Source organism: Paraburkholderia sp. PGU19 (assembly GCF_013426915.1).
GTDB lineage: Bacteria > Pseudomonadota > Gammaproteobacteria > Burkholderiales > Burkholderiaceae > Paraburkholderia.
This window is the reverse complement of record NZ_AP023179.1, coordinates 2,883,161-2,898,681: the sequence shown is the minus strand read 5'-3', so window position 1 is coordinate 2,898,681 and position 15,521 is coordinate 2,883,161. Positions and strand designations below refer to the sequence as shown.

The window sequence follows — 15,521 nt, the reverse complement described above, 5'->3', positions numbered from 1 at the left end:
CGATGAGCGCGAAGAAGCGTGCGCTGTTCCTGGATCGCGATGGGGTGATCAATGTCGATATTGGTTATCTGCATCGCAAGGAAGATTGTGTTTTCTTGCCGGGGATTTTTGAACTGGTGCGTCGCGCGCGCCGCGCGGGTTTTGATGTGTTCGTTGTGACGAACCAGGCGGGGATTGCTCGTGGGTATTACACAGAGGAGACGTTTGCCGGGTTCACCGACTGGATGATGGGTCAGTTCGCGGATGAGGGTGCGCCGATAACGCAGGTTTATTACTGTCCGCATCATCCGGAAGCTGGAATCGGCACGTACAAGATTGCATGCGAGTGCAGGAAGCCGCAGGCGGGGATGTTGCTGAAGGCCGCGCGCGAGTACGATGTGGATCTTGCGAATTCGTTGATGGTCGGCGATTCACTCACCGACATGGAAGCGGCGCAGGCGGCGGGAGTCGGTGCTCGCTATCTATTGGGCGGAACCAATGCCCCCGAGGGCGCGAACGAGTGCTTCGTACGTGTGCACACCATTGATGAGCTGATGGACCGCCTCGCGACTGCGCTCCCTCGATGAGCCTTTGAAACAGCCGGGACGATAGTCCAGCCGTCAAAATCGCCCTAAGCCTTGACGGGTACGGATCGGCCTAAAAGTTCTCGGAACAAAATAGATTCCGGCGACAACGGTTTTATGCGGGTTTCAAGGCGGTCGTTCTGAAATTTACTCCGCCGAACTCGCGCAAAAATGGCGCCCGCATTCCTGCACCCCATGCGGGGTTTCGCTCGCCCGAGAAGCGCTCTATGATTGCCTCTGCGCGGAGCCCGTCTAATGCCTGCTTTTTTTGTGCGCTTGAAAGGCACTTGCGACTTAGTTCCCCAATCGAGTATTAGACGCTGTTTTCGATTGAACGATCGGCGGCGAAACGACGGCTGTGGCACGCCAGTGGAGGACTTATATGGTCGCAAGACGATGGATCCTAGGCTGCCTAACGGCGCTCGGTGGCAGCTACGTTCTCAGCGGATGCGGGGGCAACGGATCCGGTCCGAGCGCTAATACCAGCTCCCCACCTGTCACCACTCCAGCGAAAACCGGTACGTTTTACGGCATCAACGGACATTTTGACTATCGTTACTCGCCCGCGCAGATCGTATCGATCATGGAGAGCCTAGGTTGCTCAACGTATCGAGTAGGCTGCATAGATGATCCGATTCAACTGAACGCTGTCGTCAATCTTGCCAAAGCGTTTCAGTCAGCTGGGCTGACCTTGTTCGTGCTCATCGATCTCGGCATTTACGATAACAACCGCGCCATGTTTGCGAGCGAGTCGGTCGCTTTCAACCGCGGGCAATCCTGCGCAGCAACGGTCGCTACCGCCCTTGCGCCGCATGGGGTGACGATGTATGAGTGCGGCAATGAGATTACGCGGGCAGGCGACATCATTCTTGACCCCTCGAACGCTGGCACGAAGGCCGTTGATTTCAGTAACGCGAACTGGCCGATCATGCGTGGCGTGATGCGTGGAATGATTCAAGGGGTAAAGTCCGTGCAGCCGTCGGCGAGTTGCGGCATCAATTTCTGCGTCGCCGACATTGGCGCGTCCGACGCCTTGTGGGACGGTAAGCAGCCCGACGGCAGCAGTGGTCATCCAACGGTGCGATGGGATCTAACGACGTGGCACAACTTCGAAGTAAACGGTGACATCTTCTATTTGGGTTCCGATGGATCAGGTCCAGGATTCGATCTCCCGACGTACTGCCAAACACGATACGGGGTGCCGTTCCTGCTTACCGAGTGGAACACCGGGCCTGAAAAGACAGAGGCGTATCGCGCGGCCTATATCAGTGCGCAACTTGCCAATTACTTCGCCGCCCGAAAGACGAAAAACATTCAGTCTGTGATGTATTACGAGCTCGATAGTGGAGACACGACCTTTGGATTGATGATCGACGGCGCCATACTGAAGCAGCAATACGACGCATTCACCAGTTTCGTCGCTGGACACCCCGAAACCTGATAGTGCTGCCGCCTCTCGCGCTTAGCGTCCGATGCCGCTTCAGTCTTCGCATAGTTCTTGGGACGACTATTCGATCAACGAGGTTTGCGGATCATCGTCGACGACGACCTTCGGCTTTCGAGGCGGCAGTGGGAACGGCTCGGCGTGCATCGCTTCAGCCGGATAGAGTTGAAGGAATGCCCGCGCCTCGTCGATCGACCGACATGACAGCCAGTCTCCGTGCCCCGTCGGTGGCACGATCACGACCGAGCGCTTCTCGTCGCCCGGCTTGTGGAAGCGATTCATGAGCGGATGCTCGTCCGAATTGACGGTCAGCATGGTGATAGCGAGCGTGTGCGATCCGTCGACCTCCTTCCACGATCGCCAGAGACCTGCGATCGCAAGCGGGTCTCCGTTCGCCAGGCCGATCTTCCACCGCACCGCTTTTCCGCTTTCGTAGTTTGGCTCGAAGAATGTCTGACACGGGATCAGGCAGAACTGCAGATTCTTCCATGCGCCGCTGAAACTGCGTTTCTGCTCCATAGACTCTGAGTGCGCGTTCGTCGTGTCGAACACCTTCACCCCTGGCGGGATGTGCCGGCGCGGCACGATGTCGAAGGATGCCGGGACGGTCTCGAAAGCGTCGCCACCGCGCCGGAAGATCGGGGCGAAATAGTCCTTGTAGATCTCGCGCTTGTAGTCGAAATCCGGCCGCGGGAACAGGCTGAAAACGTCCTATCGGGCGTCATTCGGGTTCGCTTCATAAGACGTGCACATGGCGTCCTCCCTACACCGGCTGCCCGGTCGAGCGGATAGCCGGCGCTTACTGGTCCGTCGCGCCGGTAGTCGGTGCATCCATCGGTAACGGGCGATTCACCTTGAGTTACCGGCATTACTTCATGGGCATCAACAGCAAACAGCGCAACATCCCACCGCTGTGGAGCGATGCTGATACCCTTGAGCTAAGGGTGAACTTTTGAATGTTAAAATGTGCGCCGCCCAAATCGACCCTTATAGGAGCCGCATGCAAAGCCGCCACGAAATAATCAGGGAATGGTTTTCAAAACCTATATCCCCTGTCATGGAAGAGGGGGAACTCCTTGAAAACTTCCATCGCCAGCATCCGTCGAAGGTATTTCTTCGAAGCCTACAGCGTGGCGCTCGGGTACTAGACATCGGCGCTGGCGATGGCGGTTTGAGCAACTTTAAGACATGGCCCAGCCCCGGCCGTCCTGATCTCAGGCTATACGCGTTCTCGCTTGAGAAGGGGCGACTATTTGATCAGTTCGACGGTTATGAGCTCGGTAACTGGAACACCACAAAGCCGTCATTTGGCGGCATGAAGTTCGACGCCATTCATTGCGCAAACTTCATCGAACACATCGATGATCCTAAATCGGTACTGGATTGGGCCTCACAAAATCTGGAGCCATGGGGGCGTCTTTATATCGAATGGCCATCAGACGATTCGCAGTTTTGGCCGAATCTAAAGGAACTGCATGACATCGGGTTTGACGTAATTATTGGCAACTATTTCGACGACCCCACTCACAAACACCATTTACCGACCACGGAAATGGTTGAGTCAACGTTGACAGCAAGTGGCTTCGCGATCGAGTCGAGGGGCATCATAAACATGCCCATCCTTGCCGACGAACTCCTGAATCACTATCGTGCTAAGGACGATGTCGTCAGCCTGCAGCTCGCATACTGGCTTAAAACCGGATGGATTCAGTATTTAGTTGCCCAAAATCCATCAAGCCTGCCAGAAGCACCTAGCGATGAATTGAGGAAACGACAAGAATTGTCTCGGCCACCCGAATTTTCCGCGCTCGCCGAAGAGTTGCGCGCCAAGAAACGGAAGTAGATCAGGCGCCAATACGTCAATCGTCTGGCGCTGAGAACGAGTGGCCGTCGAAATTCAAGCCGATCTGTGATTCGCTCGGCAAGTGATGCACGCCATACGTTCGCACGTTCGTCGTCCTTGTCGAGTTTCAGTAGCGGACGCACATGCGATTCTCTAACCGGTATCGACTCCGCCAATTGGTGGGAGTTTTGCGGCGGCTTCAGCAGCAAGCATCAAGCGACGGGCTTGTTCGTCAGTCCACTCCCATCGGGCAATACAATATTCCTCGAACCTTTCGAACTCCGCATTTTCGTTGCGCTCTATTACTGTTCACAATCACGGCAGCGACGACTAAACGACCCCCCGCCAGCAACAGTACTGTTGCTGGATCGTTTGTCTTCCCACGAATGGAACCGTGAAGCTTCCATTCGCCGCATTGCCTGCATCAAGCGCGGCGACTTCGCGATGATGGCCCCACAGCAAATTGTCGCGACGTCGCGACAAATCGAAGTTCGCTGCGACCCACTTGGCATCGCGCAAGGCGCCATACGCCGCGCCAGTCGCGCTCATCGCCTCGCGGCCTGAACAGGCTGATCCAGCCATCCACCGCGACAGCTGGTCGGAAGACGTCGCCGGCTGGCAGGTTGCCGGGCCACCTCAGAACCTGCACCTTTCAGACGTCTACTGGTCCGTTGCCCCTGTCGTCGGTGCATCGGTCGGCAACGGCCGCTTTACGCTGTCATACCGGCATTACTTCATGTCGGTGAACAGCAACCACCGCAACATCCCGCCGCTGTGGAGCGATGCGGATGTGCTGGAGGTGAAGGTGAAGTTTTGATGCAACCAGCTCCGCCTCCTTTGAGAGCAACGGCGGCCAGGTGAGCATCTTGTTACAATGCGTCGCATCGCGACGAATAACTCACACAAAATGCCGTTCGGACTTGCTGAGGGCCACCACTGGAAAGCGTTGATTGCTGGGTGCGCGACGATTCTTCTCGCGCTTTTAATCCTGCAGATACCAGCAGCGCGGCGCGTCGGAGCATGCTATTTCTCCACGCTGTCCCGCTTCGCCACCAAGATGGGCATCGATCCGACTGATGTGTATCGCGACGCGGTCAAAATTGACCTGATCCGGATACTGTTCGGCGCGCTCGTCAGCTATCGGTACATTCCGCAGCTGCAGTACGCGTTGGCGGCCGGCACTCCTGAACAGGTGGCAGTAGCGAGCCTATCGCTTCTGCTTGCCGGATGCCTTGTCATCGGTTTCGCGGTCCCGCTGGCTTCGCTGGCGCTTGGCATCCTCATCAATCCGGTTATCGATACATATCTGGCCAACCCTGGCATTGGCTCGCTGGTCATTTCGATGATGGCGCTCGCCCTGGTGGTCTTGCCGGCCGGCACCACGCTATCGGTCGATGCAAAGCTGCTGCAGCGGCCATGGGGTGCTGCGACGCGCGCTCTTTACGCCGCCTGGGGATCCCCTTCGATCGAGCGCGCTCGCGTTGCGCGCCTGCTTCCGCTACTGGCCTACGCCTCCATTTCATTCTGCTCGGCATTCCAACACAGCCATGAGCCGGAATGGCAGTCGGGTGACATGGTTGGACTGCTGCTGATGCTGCCGCTGATGAACCCGGGCTCCCATGCGGCATTTTCATGGGCGGCGGAGCACGCTCCGCGTCTCTATTCTGCCTTGTCCGACATCGCCACTGGTGGCATGCTGGCGTGGCAGGTTCTGATGATACCGCTGCTGCTGATCAACCGTTACACCCGCATCCTATGCATCGTATGGGGCATCCCGTTTTTCCTTGCCTCCCAACACATGCTGAACATCAAAATGCTCGGTGTCTTCGAGTACGTGCTCTGGGGCCTGATTTTCATCAACGTCCCGGGCCGGGCTGACCGCCAAACGGTCACGGTGTTCTTTGACGACCGCTGCAACCTGTGCGACCGGACTGTGCGGACGATCAGCTTCGTGGATGTCTTCCGATTGATCGAGTTCGCGCCGCTTTCGAAGAACATCGAGCGCATGCGTACGCACGGGGTCACTGAGGACGATGCGCAGAAGGATCTCGTGGGTGTGTTCGCAGGACATTGGAACCGCAGCGGCTACGACCTCTACCTCGCCATTACCGCTCGCGTTGCCCTGTTATTACCGCTGTGGCCTGTGCTCAAGCTCGGTGCGATCAGCGGGATTGGACCGGCCATTTACCGCTACGTTGCCGACCGCCGCCGTCGCCTTTGGGGCGTCTGCGAGATGCCTAAGTACCGCAAGCGCAGCGCTTCGCTGCCTCACCTTCCGGAAGGCTCAGGCCTGGGCATCGCACCAGCGATCGCTATTGCGTTTTCCGTGCTGCTTGCCGCTTTCGTGATCGCCATCCCTTCGGAAACTGGTTGGGTGAAAGAAGGCCCCGCCGCGCGCACCGTCGCCCATGTCCTCGGCCGAGCCCATCTGATTTTCGGCATGTCGCGCATCGACGTGTTCAACAAGTATGATTTGGAAGTCTACAAGCACTATGTGCCCATGCAGGTTAAAGATCAGGACGGCTCCATGAGCCCTGCTGTACTGATCCCGAATAATGAAACGTCCCGTAGCAGGTTGACGAACGTCCAACGCGTGATAGCGCGTCAGCCGGTCTATTGCGGCGGTCGTTTGGCGGACGAAGCGTTGAATTTGCTTCCGCGAAATCATCCGTATCGCACCAAGACGATGCATGCAGATTTCTATGCGGTGGCTATTCCAGGTTCGAAGGCACCACGTGATGAAGTGTCTGGGAATTTGCGCCTGGTGTGCAGCGTCGACGCCCACTTCGATGCCAGCGGAAATGCCGTCGCCCAGACCACGCTTAGCGACTTCGGTACCCAACTTGTCCGGAAAGCCTATTTCGACAGCGAGCGCGTGACCGGCCCATGGCTCGACAGCGTCCAGAGCTTCCCATGCACCATGGAAAGCCAACGCGTGGCGTATTGGCTTCGCACCAGCGCCGCCGGCGTGCCAGAGAGCGAGCTGGTCGCGTTGTGGGATTTCACGCGGTCAAGCAAAAATTTCGAACCGATGGCGTGCCTGCGCTTTCATGCCTATACGATGAAGGCCGCCCCAAGCTATGCCGCCACCGAATCGCTCCCGAGCGGTGCGGATTCATGCCGAATCGAATCTGGTATCGCCACAGCCATGGCGTCCACGGCGCTTACCGCCGATCAACGGGAATCGGCAGCTCTTGCGACGGAAGCTTCAAGGCGCGGGGACTTCGACGCATGCTCCCGATATAGCGCAAGCGTGCGTCGAGCCTATCTGCAGCGGGTCATTGGCGATCTTCCTCTCGGAGCGTTCCACTAGGCAACGTCAGTGCGTCTTAGCGTAAATGAAGAAGCCCGCTCTATGGTGGGCCTCATTGGTAGCTTTACTTTTGTCTGACCAGTTGATCGCCTGCACCGCAGCGACACTGGTTGCGGAGTTGATCTCAGTGACCAAGCTGGCGTATTTTTGCTGAGCCGCCACCCGGAAGACCAACCAGTCGGCATTCACTTGTTGGACCTGGGCCGCGGTATGCGACGCGAGCGACCACGCGACGTTGTTGGCGCACCAACGCGCGGTATTCCATGTCGACGCCTGCCCCTGTGAAGCAGTTACCGCGTTCAACAGATTGCGCTGGTCCGTATCCTGCGATGGGTAATTTCTCGGAGAGCCCAAGGCGGATGAGCTGAACCCTGCGGTCAACGCGGAAGCGCACGCGGCCGATACCATGGCGATCTGATTCTTCTGAGCCGCGGCGCTGGCTGCGGCTGACGCTCCCGCCGAAAGTTGGGCCGCGGTAGGCTGCGAAGCGCTTAGGTTCCACGTCTTGATGTAAGCATCCTCTCCATCGTCTTGCAGTACGTAGTCTATGCCGGGAACTGCCATCGGGAAGAGAGACTTCAAAGTATTGATAAGCATCTAAATCCTCCCTTTACTGAACGCGAGCAATACTCAGTCGGGTTGCAGACGGTCCGTTGACCAGGCTGAAGCTGGAATCGCCGTAGGCGTACAGCTCGATGTAGTCGCCGGCGTTCAGTTGGATAAGCGCAGATACCACCGCGCACGATTGCACGGCGCCCGTATACCCCACGACAGACGATCCACGCGCCGCAATCGCGCCGTTCTGGTAGATCGAGCAGAAGTAGCCGTTAATGGCGGCTGGCGACGAAACATTGATTCCACCGTTGATCTGGTAGAGCCCGGCCTGCTTCGCGGTGAATCGATAGTTCGTCGTAGCGTCGAACTCGTTGCCTCCGCCTGTCGACTTGGTCTGAAGCTGTACCTTGGTGAAGGTCGCTGCAACAACGCCCGTTTGTGCGGTGCTTTGATATGCGCTGACACTCGATGCGAAGCTTGCCGATACCGTGTACCAAGTTCCCACTCCATTGGACTTGATATATCGCCTATCAAACTGACCGAACAACTGAAACGATGTCTGTGTCACATCGTCAATTGTGTCGGTGCTTGCACGATTGACGGTGACCGAATTGGCCGGCGAGCTATCGGTGCGCACAAAGAGGAACGGCAGGCCGTTCTGCGCGTTCGGCGCAGGCAGGTTGATGGTAACGTTCCCTGCGGCCGCATTCACAAGAACAAGACCTGCATTGGCCGATGTCAGGGTGGTAGTGCCGGCGGTCGAGATCGTAGTAACCGATCCGCCGAAGATCTGGTTGGCCTAGCCGAGCGTCATAGCATGCTGCGAAGAGGTTGAATTCGGCACTTGCTGCGTCCCGCCGAAGCACTCCATGAGCACGGCGATCGGATTGCCACTGTTCACGCCTGCGATCGTCGCGCGCATCAGGATTGCGGTTCCGTTGAGCGCGAGCTCGCCGCCCTGTAGCGCTTGCAGGCCGAGACCATAGATGGGAATTGCGGGCAGCCCATCCGGTGCATAGGTCGATGCGCCGGTGTTCGCGTGGGCGATCTTTACAGCCTGCACCACGCCATCGACCCAAGTGCCCGCAACGAGGGGCGTCGCGTTGACCGCCGTGTAGGCATTCGCAACGCCCGTATCTGCCAGCACAACTGTGTTTTGGCCGATGCGCTTGATGGCCGCCAACACCTGGTTGTATGTCGTCTTGCTGAGCGTCAGTCCAGCTCCAATGACGACGTTCACCAGCTCCATCATCACGGCATTCAGCCATTCAGCCGGAACGATCGTCGCGGGCGTGCTGGTTGCCGGATTGCCATCGGTGAAGAAGCCAGCCGAACCGGCAGCAGTTGCCGCCGGCTGCGACACTGCCGCAGTCGAATTATCGGTTTGATACATTCAAACCTCAGGAATAGTGGAACTGCAGAACCGTGTGCGCGGGTGCGATAGCGTTTAATTCGCACTGGGGTGTTGCCCCAACTACCGAGCGGCTCGCCGGCCGTGGATTGGCCCGCAGCGAACCGGACGACTGTGTTGAGAGGGGCGTTGGCCGACCAGGTGAGAAACCAGTCCGTATTGCCGAGTTGCTGGCCACAGGTGCTCTGCCCGCAGCGGACGGGTGCGTAGTTCGTGATCGTGATGCCGTAGCCGAGTTGCGCCGCGAAGCCGATGTAATAGACTGCGGACTGGCCGCCGCTATTCGAGAGTCGAGCTGCCCATTGCGCTATCGGGGCGGCCCATGGGGCGCTTGAGCGTGGCTGAAGAATGCTTACACCCGTGCTTACACGAATTCCAGAAAGCAAAAAGCCCAGTCATAGAGACCGGGCCAAGTGCTTGATTTACATGGGGTGGCTGATGGGACCCGAACCCACGACGACAGGAATCACAATCCTGCGTCCGAATGGCTGACTGACTACATCACCGCTTCTAGCGAAACGTGAGTGCTGTAGCGAAAGAAATGACGCACGGGAGCAAATTCGCGTCCGATGGATGCAGCGTGTTGCGCCTAGGTCAGTCATTCAAACGGAGCGTATTCGCGCTTTTCTTCGGAGTGCCGGTGCTGTGGTTTGCTTTTCCGGCATTGGCACAGCCGAATACGCAATCCTGCTCCGGCTCTTGTCGAAACGCGGCCTGCAAACAGCATTACATCACGGTTGCGCTCCGGGCCCAGGAATCATCAAATAAGCAAGCCGCTTCGCTTCCAGCCGCCCTTTGGTCACTGTATCCAGAATCAATCCGCAAACAAGGAACAGAAAACCCACGACGCTCAACGCAACACACAAAAGAGCGGTCGGCACACGCGGCACTAGACCCGTCTCGAGGTACGTTTCCAGCAAGGGTATTGCGAGCCCCACAGCCAGCAGCATGCTGATGACGAAACAGATCCCGAAGAAAGCAAACGGGCGCTCCAGCTTGAATAGCCGCAGAATCGTCATCAGGATGCGAATGCCGTCCCTGTACGTATTGAGCTTGCTTTCCGAGCCTTCGGGGCGGCTGCCATAGCGCGTTTCGATCTCCGCAACGGGCATGCGCAGTTCGAGCGCGTGGACAGCGAGCTCGGTCTCCGTCTCGAAGCCATGTGCGTGCGCCGGAAACGATTTCACGTAGCGACGGGAGAAAATCCGATAGCCGGAGAGCATGTCCTTGAAGGTCCGCCCGAAAATGCTGGCGGCGAATCCCGTCAGCATGACGTTGCCAAACCGGTGACCTGAGCGATATGCAGCAACTTCATCCGAAACGCGGCTACCTACTACCATATCGAGGCCTTCGTCGAGCATTGCCTTGATCAGTTGCGGCGCGGCGCTGGCGTCGTACGTGCCGTCGCCGTCCACCATCACGTACACATCAGCCTCGACGTCGGCAAACATCCGACGAATCACGTTTCCTTTGCCTTGCAGTGGGACACGCCTGACATCCGCACCCGCGGAGCGGGCGACATCCGACGTACCGTCGGTGGAATTGTTGTCAAACACGTAGATTTGAGCTTCCGGAAGGTGGCGCCGGAAATCCTCGACTACACCCGAGATGGTTTTCGCCTCGTTGTAGCATGGCAGGATGACAGCAACTTTTTGACCCACTTTCCCCTCGTGCACGAAATAGTTTGGCGCGCGTCTCGCTTTAAAACCGCGAATCCGGCCGATAGATTGGCTTTTTTAAGGCTCGCGATTTTACCTTGCACCGTAATAAAGCTCCACGAGTTCCTCGCCGTTGCGCGCATTTTTAGATTGACCACTTGACGTGGTCGAAATTTAAAGATACGCATTTCGAGGGGGCTTCGCACACGCTTGGGGGGTGGCGGTCGAATTTTCGCGCAGGGGAAACGACACTCATCACCCAACGGCAGAAGGAGCGGGTCGCGCCGGATGCCATTAGCCATCCGGCGCTTCTTGGCATTGCTATTAAGCTGTGTGCGTGCGCAACCAATGCCGTGCGCGGCCTAGCAGACCCGGATGAGCCGCCTGAACATTGAAATCAGGTCGCACAGGATGCGCTCCTCGTGCTGCGGTGTCGCTTCCCGCAGCGCGCCGGTCAGGCTGCGTGCGCGTCCGCTCGACTTCGGCCTGTAGTCCGAGCGCCCAGTTCGTGCGCTCGACGACGGTCGCGTATTCTAGATAAACGCGCGCCGCGTCCCGGCCTGCGTGATACATCAGGGAGCCAGCGCTACCGTCGCGCAAAACGGCGACATTCTCAGGCAAGGGCGACCACAGCCGTTTTTCCAATAGCTCTTGCGGAGACTGCTTCGTGTCCTCAGACTGAAATTCGAGCAGGAATGCCCAATGACGGCCGGGCAGCGGAATGACGCGGAATCCATGAGGTTCAAAAATCTTCCGGGCGCCTTCGATCGAATACGACACGACGTGGCCACGGCCGAGAGGGTCGAGATAGTCCGGATCTTCGTTTTTGACGTAAGCGGGCTGGCCGGAGTTGATCAGATACAGTGCGCCAGGCGACGATACCTGCGCCATCTGCTTGGCAAGGCCGTTCAGCATCGATGGCGTGAGATGCTCGATCACTTCCACGCACACACCTGCATCGAAACGCTCGCCGGCGTCGCCTATCGAGCACACCTTGTAGTTGGGATGCCGGGTCCGAAGCGACTCGTCGGGCGGAAACAACTCAACGCCGTAGAACACGCGAGCGGCGTCGGGTAGGGCACTCGATGCAGCGTCGAGCAGATAGCCCGGGCCCGAGCCAATATCGACGAAACGATTAATGGGAATCCTGCAATACAGGAACGTTTCGGCGATCCGCTGCAGCGACGATCCGTACGAGCGTTCGCGCGCCGCGTGCAATTCGGATTCCCAATACGAGTGCTCATAGTTCGAAATGCGCCCAGTTTCCAGATCTGAGAGGAATTCTGGATCGGCGAATAATGAGCCGCAGGTTTCACATTCGAAATAATCGACCTTATCGATCGTGCGGAATAGCACTGCTTTCGAGGAGCACACGGCGCATTGGGTCACGAGACTCTCCAGGGCGGGGGTGGTCTCCTAGATCATCCTACCCAACTTACAAGTGGCGCAACCCTGGAAGGATTTGAAAAATGTATCAGAGCGTAACCATCGCGCGGACGGTGCGTGAATGCGTCGGTATTACTTGACGACGCACGTATGCCGGCAAAGTTTGCCGCGCGCCGGCATACGGGAAGCTAACCTTGTTGCGGCTTTCAGCTGCGATTCGCTTCGCAGATTTCCAGGGGCACGGGCACCGGCTGATCCAGTTCACGGCAAGAAGCATTGTTGATCGTGAGGTGCAGGCGCGACGACACCACCTTGCTGTCGTCCGGCTTGTCCTTGGCGCGTAAGACGTAGATCGGACCTTGGTGAGCGAGCACGCCTGCGGCAATCTCGTCCTGCAGCTTTAGGTTATAGGTCGGGCCGGAGATGTTAGTGATCGCCGAATAGAACCTCGGATTGCCGGGCCATTGTGGTACGAGGTAGCCGATCGGCTCCATGGTGGTGGCGACGATCAACGACGATGGCGGCAATCCAGGCAGGTTGTTGCGGAAGTATGGCCTTCCGTCTAGAGGCAGACGTCCCCAGTCCGGCCACGAAGTAAGTAGTGTGATTGCGATGAACGTCATCGTACAGATCGCAAGCCCATCTGCGTGAGAGAGGCGTTGGCGAAGTCGGATCAGCGCGACGAACACCATGGCTGCGCCGAACAGTTCGAGTACGATCGTATAGCGATAGATGCCAAAAAACCTCAAACCTACGATGTACATCAAGAGGTAAGCCGCTGCCATGAACAACTCGAGACGCCATGTCTTGCGCTGGGTCTTTCCAGGCAAAAGACGAATCGCCGCGGCAACGATCCAGCAGATCGCGATCAACGCCCCAATCAGCAGTCGTGGATCACGCAACGAGATTTCCGAGTGCAGGATATTCGGCACGAACGCCGAAAACAGGGGAAGCTTGAAGAAGGTGCTCACGTTGTGCGGAACGAATCGCACGTCGCGCGCATTCACCGACTCGATCAGCGGCGACTTGAAGACGCCGTTGAAATACGGAAAGAGCGGATTGTGGAACGATGAGTACATCTTCCACATCCATGGGCCGGCAAACGCGATGAATGCGATGCCTGCCGCGACGAGGTATATCAGCAGTGAACGGACCAATTCGCGTCGCGGCGCCCTGGCCAGCAGGATAGGCAGGGCGATCGTCACTGCCAGCGCTGGAATCATCGCCGTCAGTTTCAGTGCCGCCGCTGTGCCGATCGCACCGCCAGCGATTGACATGCCGCACCGATCGCCGAGCCTGCCCTTGTACCACTGGACGAGTGCCAGCACGCCGCCGAGCACCAGCGCCGAGACTGGCCACTCGCCCGTCGAGCTTCCGATTTGGGGAAAGCCCGCCGCGCCTGTCATGCCGACTATGCACGCTGCCACGCGCAGAACGCCTGTTTCAACGCTCGTCGATCCGGAAACTTCAAGCGACTCGAGAAGATGCCACAGGATATAGGCCGCAATCCCGGCGGGGAATCCCATTGCGAACACGGCAATATAGTCCGCGCATTGCGAAGTCGCGATCTTATAAAAAGGCAGATCGAGTAGGGGATTGAAGAACGTTTGTGATTGAGCCGGGAATAGATCGATGCCCCATCGGTGATGCGTAAGTGCCCACGGATTGTAGAAGTGGTAATTGAGCAGATCCCAACTCCAATCCTTTCCCAGATAGACTGACACGGCGCCGCCTACGAGCAAAAAAGGTAGCAGCCTGAAGATGCCCTCGTGAACAAAGGCGCGCGCAGAGACTTTCATAAAAGACCGAAGGGGATGGTGGGAGCGCCGTGCCCGTTATCGCGCCGTGGTGCGTGACAGATACAGAGTGGACTGGGCAAAGCGGCCTAATACTACCATCGGAGATTGAATATACGAACAGTTGCCGGGCCGCGATTAGCGCCTTCACGCGCTGGTCGAATGCGCACCGCGCAGCGCGCGTACGATCCTGCGCCAGAAACTCGTTGGCTTGCCCTGCGCTGCCGCGACTCCTGCGCGAGTCTGTAGGGCGTCCGCAAACCGCTTGCGTGCCTCGTCGTAGAGCAACATGTCGAGCGAATTCAACTCTACGAGACTCCGGTACAACGGTTCGCCCAGTTCGCTGCGGATATGCGCAAGTCGTTCGACGAGGGTCGCATGCCGTCCGGGCGTGACGTTTTCGCTTGAATGTGTGAGATTGATATCGCCGAAATGAGGCCGGAAAAGTGCTTGCATCGCCTCGATGGATTCCTGGAACGATTCGACGATACCGAAGAACGAAAGGCTCTCAAGATGTCGGAGGGCGCTCATGTAGTCTTCACTTGTAGCGCGCGCGGTGCGCATGTCGTGCTGCGCATTCGCGAGGTGAGCGACTTGAAAATTTCGGCATACGGCGTTTGCTTCCTGGCCGACGCCCCATTTTGCAAACTCCGCGAGCCCTCCTTCGCGCGCAATGGCGACACTTGGGCTCAGGCTATCCGCAGGCTGTCGCCGTTCGAATTCGTACACGGACGCGAAGCGGTCAATTGGGTGGCGCAGAAAGAGAACCGGCAAAAACTGAATGTCGGGATGTTGCGGAAGAGGCGGCCTCGCATGATGGCTCGACACGACACGCAGCGCGGGATTGGCGAGCGAGAATTCCACGAGTTCCTGTGGTTGCACCGTCGACCAGGGGTAGGGCCCTTCGATATGGCCATGTTGTTCGTCCGGAAAATTCCGCGACAGGATACTGTCGACGGTCGATCCTGCATTCTTGAACAAATGGTAGTGGACAATGACGGTGCGCATATTGATCCTGGCCGGCCGATATAAGTTTATAACCGAATCAAGTTGAAAAATGGCAATGTGCTACTAATGACAGGTGTTGCGCGTTGGTAGAGGGGAAACCCGATTTCACCGCCGCACGCACTGGATAAGCGTCATCTACTGACCGGAAGTCGCGATTGAAATTTGCTGATGTATTGCAAAACAATTTGGGCCATGCCTAATAACTGCGCAACTAGATGATTTGCGAGGCGTAACTATACCGCACGACGAAATAACGACGGGTGCTTCAAACACTGCTTTCTAGGCGAGAACATTTCAAATTATTCCAGTGAATTTTCGTGCAGCGCATTGCGGCAAATGAAACAGCATGCTCCGGCTCGTCTATTGAATGTATTCGGCTAAGCGAAACGGCAAAGTGCATACATATTTGCCATGGTTACGGCAAACCATCGTTGTGCCGTACCCACAATGTGGCGTGCGGAAACCGCGGCCAGCTATGATGCCGACTTCCAATCGCGGGCACATCCGCTTTATCGCAGGATTCTCAATACACGACCGCCGAAGT

Annotated in this window: 12 protein-coding genes, 1 tRNA gene and 1 pseudogene; 5 read left to right on the top strand and 9 right to left on the bottom strand. The window is 57.5% G+C overall.

The features are described from left to right. Nucleotides 1-2 precede the first annotated feature (2 nt). Together gmhB and H1204_RS13200 are read left to right on the top strand one after the other, a co-directional pair. Nucleotides 3-566: a D-glycero-beta-D-manno-heptose 1,7-bisphosphate 7-phosphatase gene (gene gmhB / locus H1204_RS13205; protein WP_180728656.1), complete on the top strand. Its 564-nt coding sequence runs from the start codon at nucleotides 3-5 to the stop codon at nucleotides 564-566. Nucleotides 567-1,080: 514 nt separating this feature from the next. Next, nucleotides 1,081-2,004, top strand: a pseudogene (locus H1204_RS13200) (hypothetical protein); the annotation flags it as partial. Nucleotides 2,005-2,070: 66 nt separating this feature from the next. On the opposite strand, the gene H1204_RS13195 reads toward H1204_RS13200, so the two are convergent. After that, entirely contained in the window at nucleotides 2,071-2,646 is a 576-nt protein-coding gene (locus tag H1204_RS13195) for an SOS response-associated peptidase family protein (protein ID WP_346015745.1), read from the bottom strand. A gap of 361 nt (nucleotides 2,647-3,007) precedes the next feature. Between H1204_RS13195 and H1204_RS13190 the strand changes: the two genes are divergently transcribed. The 3 genes from H1204_RS13190 to H1204_RS13180 all read left to right on the top strand — a co-directional run bounded on the left by H1204_RS13190 (nucleotide 3,008) and on the right by H1204_RS13180 (nucleotide 7,163). Next, the gene (locus H1204_RS13190; protein WP_180728654.1) at nucleotides 3,008-3,850 is read left to right on the top strand and encodes a methyltransferase domain-containing protein; all 843 of its coding nucleotides are present in this window, start codon (nucleotides 3,008-3,010) and stop codon (nucleotides 3,848-3,850) included. A gap of 505 nt (nucleotides 3,851-4,355) precedes the next feature. After that, on the top strand, nucleotides 4,356-4,667 hold the full coding sequence (locus H1204_RS13185) for a hypothetical protein (protein ID WP_180728653.1): 312 nt from the start codon (nucleotides 4,356-4,358) through the stop codon (nucleotides 4,665-4,667). A gap of 57 nt (nucleotides 4,668-4,724) precedes the next feature. Further along, complete coding sequence (locus H1204_RS13180; protein ID WP_180728652.1) at nucleotides 4,725-7,163, top strand: DUF393 domain-containing protein; 2,439 nt, start codon at nucleotides 4,725-4,727, stop codon at nucleotides 7,161-7,163. Between the two features lie 6 nt (nucleotides 7,164-7,169). Here the strand turns inward: H1204_RS13180 and H1204_RS13175 are convergent, their stop codons facing one another. The 8 genes from H1204_RS13175 to H1204_RS13140 all read right to left on the bottom strand — a co-directional run bounded on the left by H1204_RS13175 (nucleotide 7,170) and on the right by H1204_RS13140 (nucleotide 14,977). Then, nucleotides 7,170-7,760 carry an XkdW family protein gene (locus tag H1204_RS13175; RefSeq protein WP_180728651.1) on the bottom strand — a complete coding sequence of 197 codons (591 nt, stop codon included), beginning with the start codon at nucleotides 7,758-7,760 and terminating at the stop codon, nucleotides 7,170-7,172. Between the two features lie 13 nt (nucleotides 7,761-7,773). Then, nucleotides 7,774-8,430: a hypothetical protein gene (locus H1204_RS13170; RefSeq protein ID WP_180728650.1), complete on the bottom strand. Its 657-nt coding sequence runs from the start codon at nucleotides 8,428-8,430 to the stop codon at nucleotides 7,774-7,776. An 87-nt stretch (nucleotides 8,431-8,517) separates the two neighbouring features. Beyond that, nucleotides 8,518-9,111, bottom strand: a complete 594-nt coding sequence (locus tag H1204_RS13165) for a hypothetical protein (RefSeq protein ID WP_180728649.1) — start codon at nucleotides 9,109-9,111, stop codon at nucleotides 8,518-8,520. Between the two features lie 445 nt (nucleotides 9,112-9,556). Beyond that, nucleotides 9,557-9,634 (bottom strand) — tRNA-His (locus H1204_RS13160). Between the two features lie 226 nt (nucleotides 9,635-9,860). Next, on the bottom strand, nucleotides 9,861-10,790 hold the full coding sequence (locus H1204_RS13155) for a glycosyltransferase (RefSeq protein ID WP_243468496.1): 930 nt from the start codon (nucleotides 10,788-10,790) through the stop codon (nucleotides 9,861-9,863). 321 nt (nucleotides 10,791-11,111) lie between these two features. Continuing rightward, complete coding sequence (locus tag H1204_RS13150) at nucleotides 11,112-12,176, bottom strand: methyltransferase domain-containing protein (RefSeq protein WP_180728647.1); 1,065 nt, start codon at nucleotides 12,174-12,176, stop codon at nucleotides 11,112-11,114. 203 nt (nucleotides 12,177-12,379) lie between these two features. Then, entirely contained in the window at nucleotides 12,380-13,897 is a 1,518-nt protein-coding gene (locus H1204_RS13145) for a hypothetical protein (protein ID WP_180728646.1), read from the bottom strand. Between the two features lie 219 nt (nucleotides 13,898-14,116). Then, nucleotides 14,117-14,977, bottom strand: a complete 861-nt coding sequence (locus H1204_RS13140; protein ID WP_180728645.1) for a sulfotransferase family 2 domain-containing protein — start codon at nucleotides 14,975-14,977, stop codon at nucleotides 14,117-14,119. Nucleotides 14,978-15,521: the final 544 nt, after the last annotated feature.

Coding starts and splice junctions, on each gene's coding strand:
- gmhB (WP_180728656.1), top strand. CDS start 3: ATGAGCGCGAAGAAGCGTGCGCTGTTCCTGGATCGCGATGGGGTGATC.
- H1204_RS13190 (WP_180728654.1), top strand. CDS start 3,008: ATGCAAAGCCGCCACGAAATAATCAGGGAATGGTTTTCAAAACCTATA.
- H1204_RS13180 (WP_180728652.1), top strand. CDS start 4,725: ATGCGTCGCATCGCGACGAATAACTCACACAAAATGCCGTTCGGACTT.
- H1204_RS13175 (WP_180728651.1), bottom strand. CDS start 7,760: ATGCTTATCAATACTTTGAAGTCTCTCTTCCCGATGGCAGTTCCCGGC.
- H1204_RS13165 (WP_180728649.1), bottom strand. CDS start 9,111: ATGTATCAAACCGATAATTCGACTGCGGCAGTGTCGCAGCCGGCGGCA.
- H1204_RS13140 (WP_180728645.1), bottom strand. CDS start 14,977: ATGCGCACCGTCATTGTCCACTACCATTTGTTCAAGAATGCAGGATCG.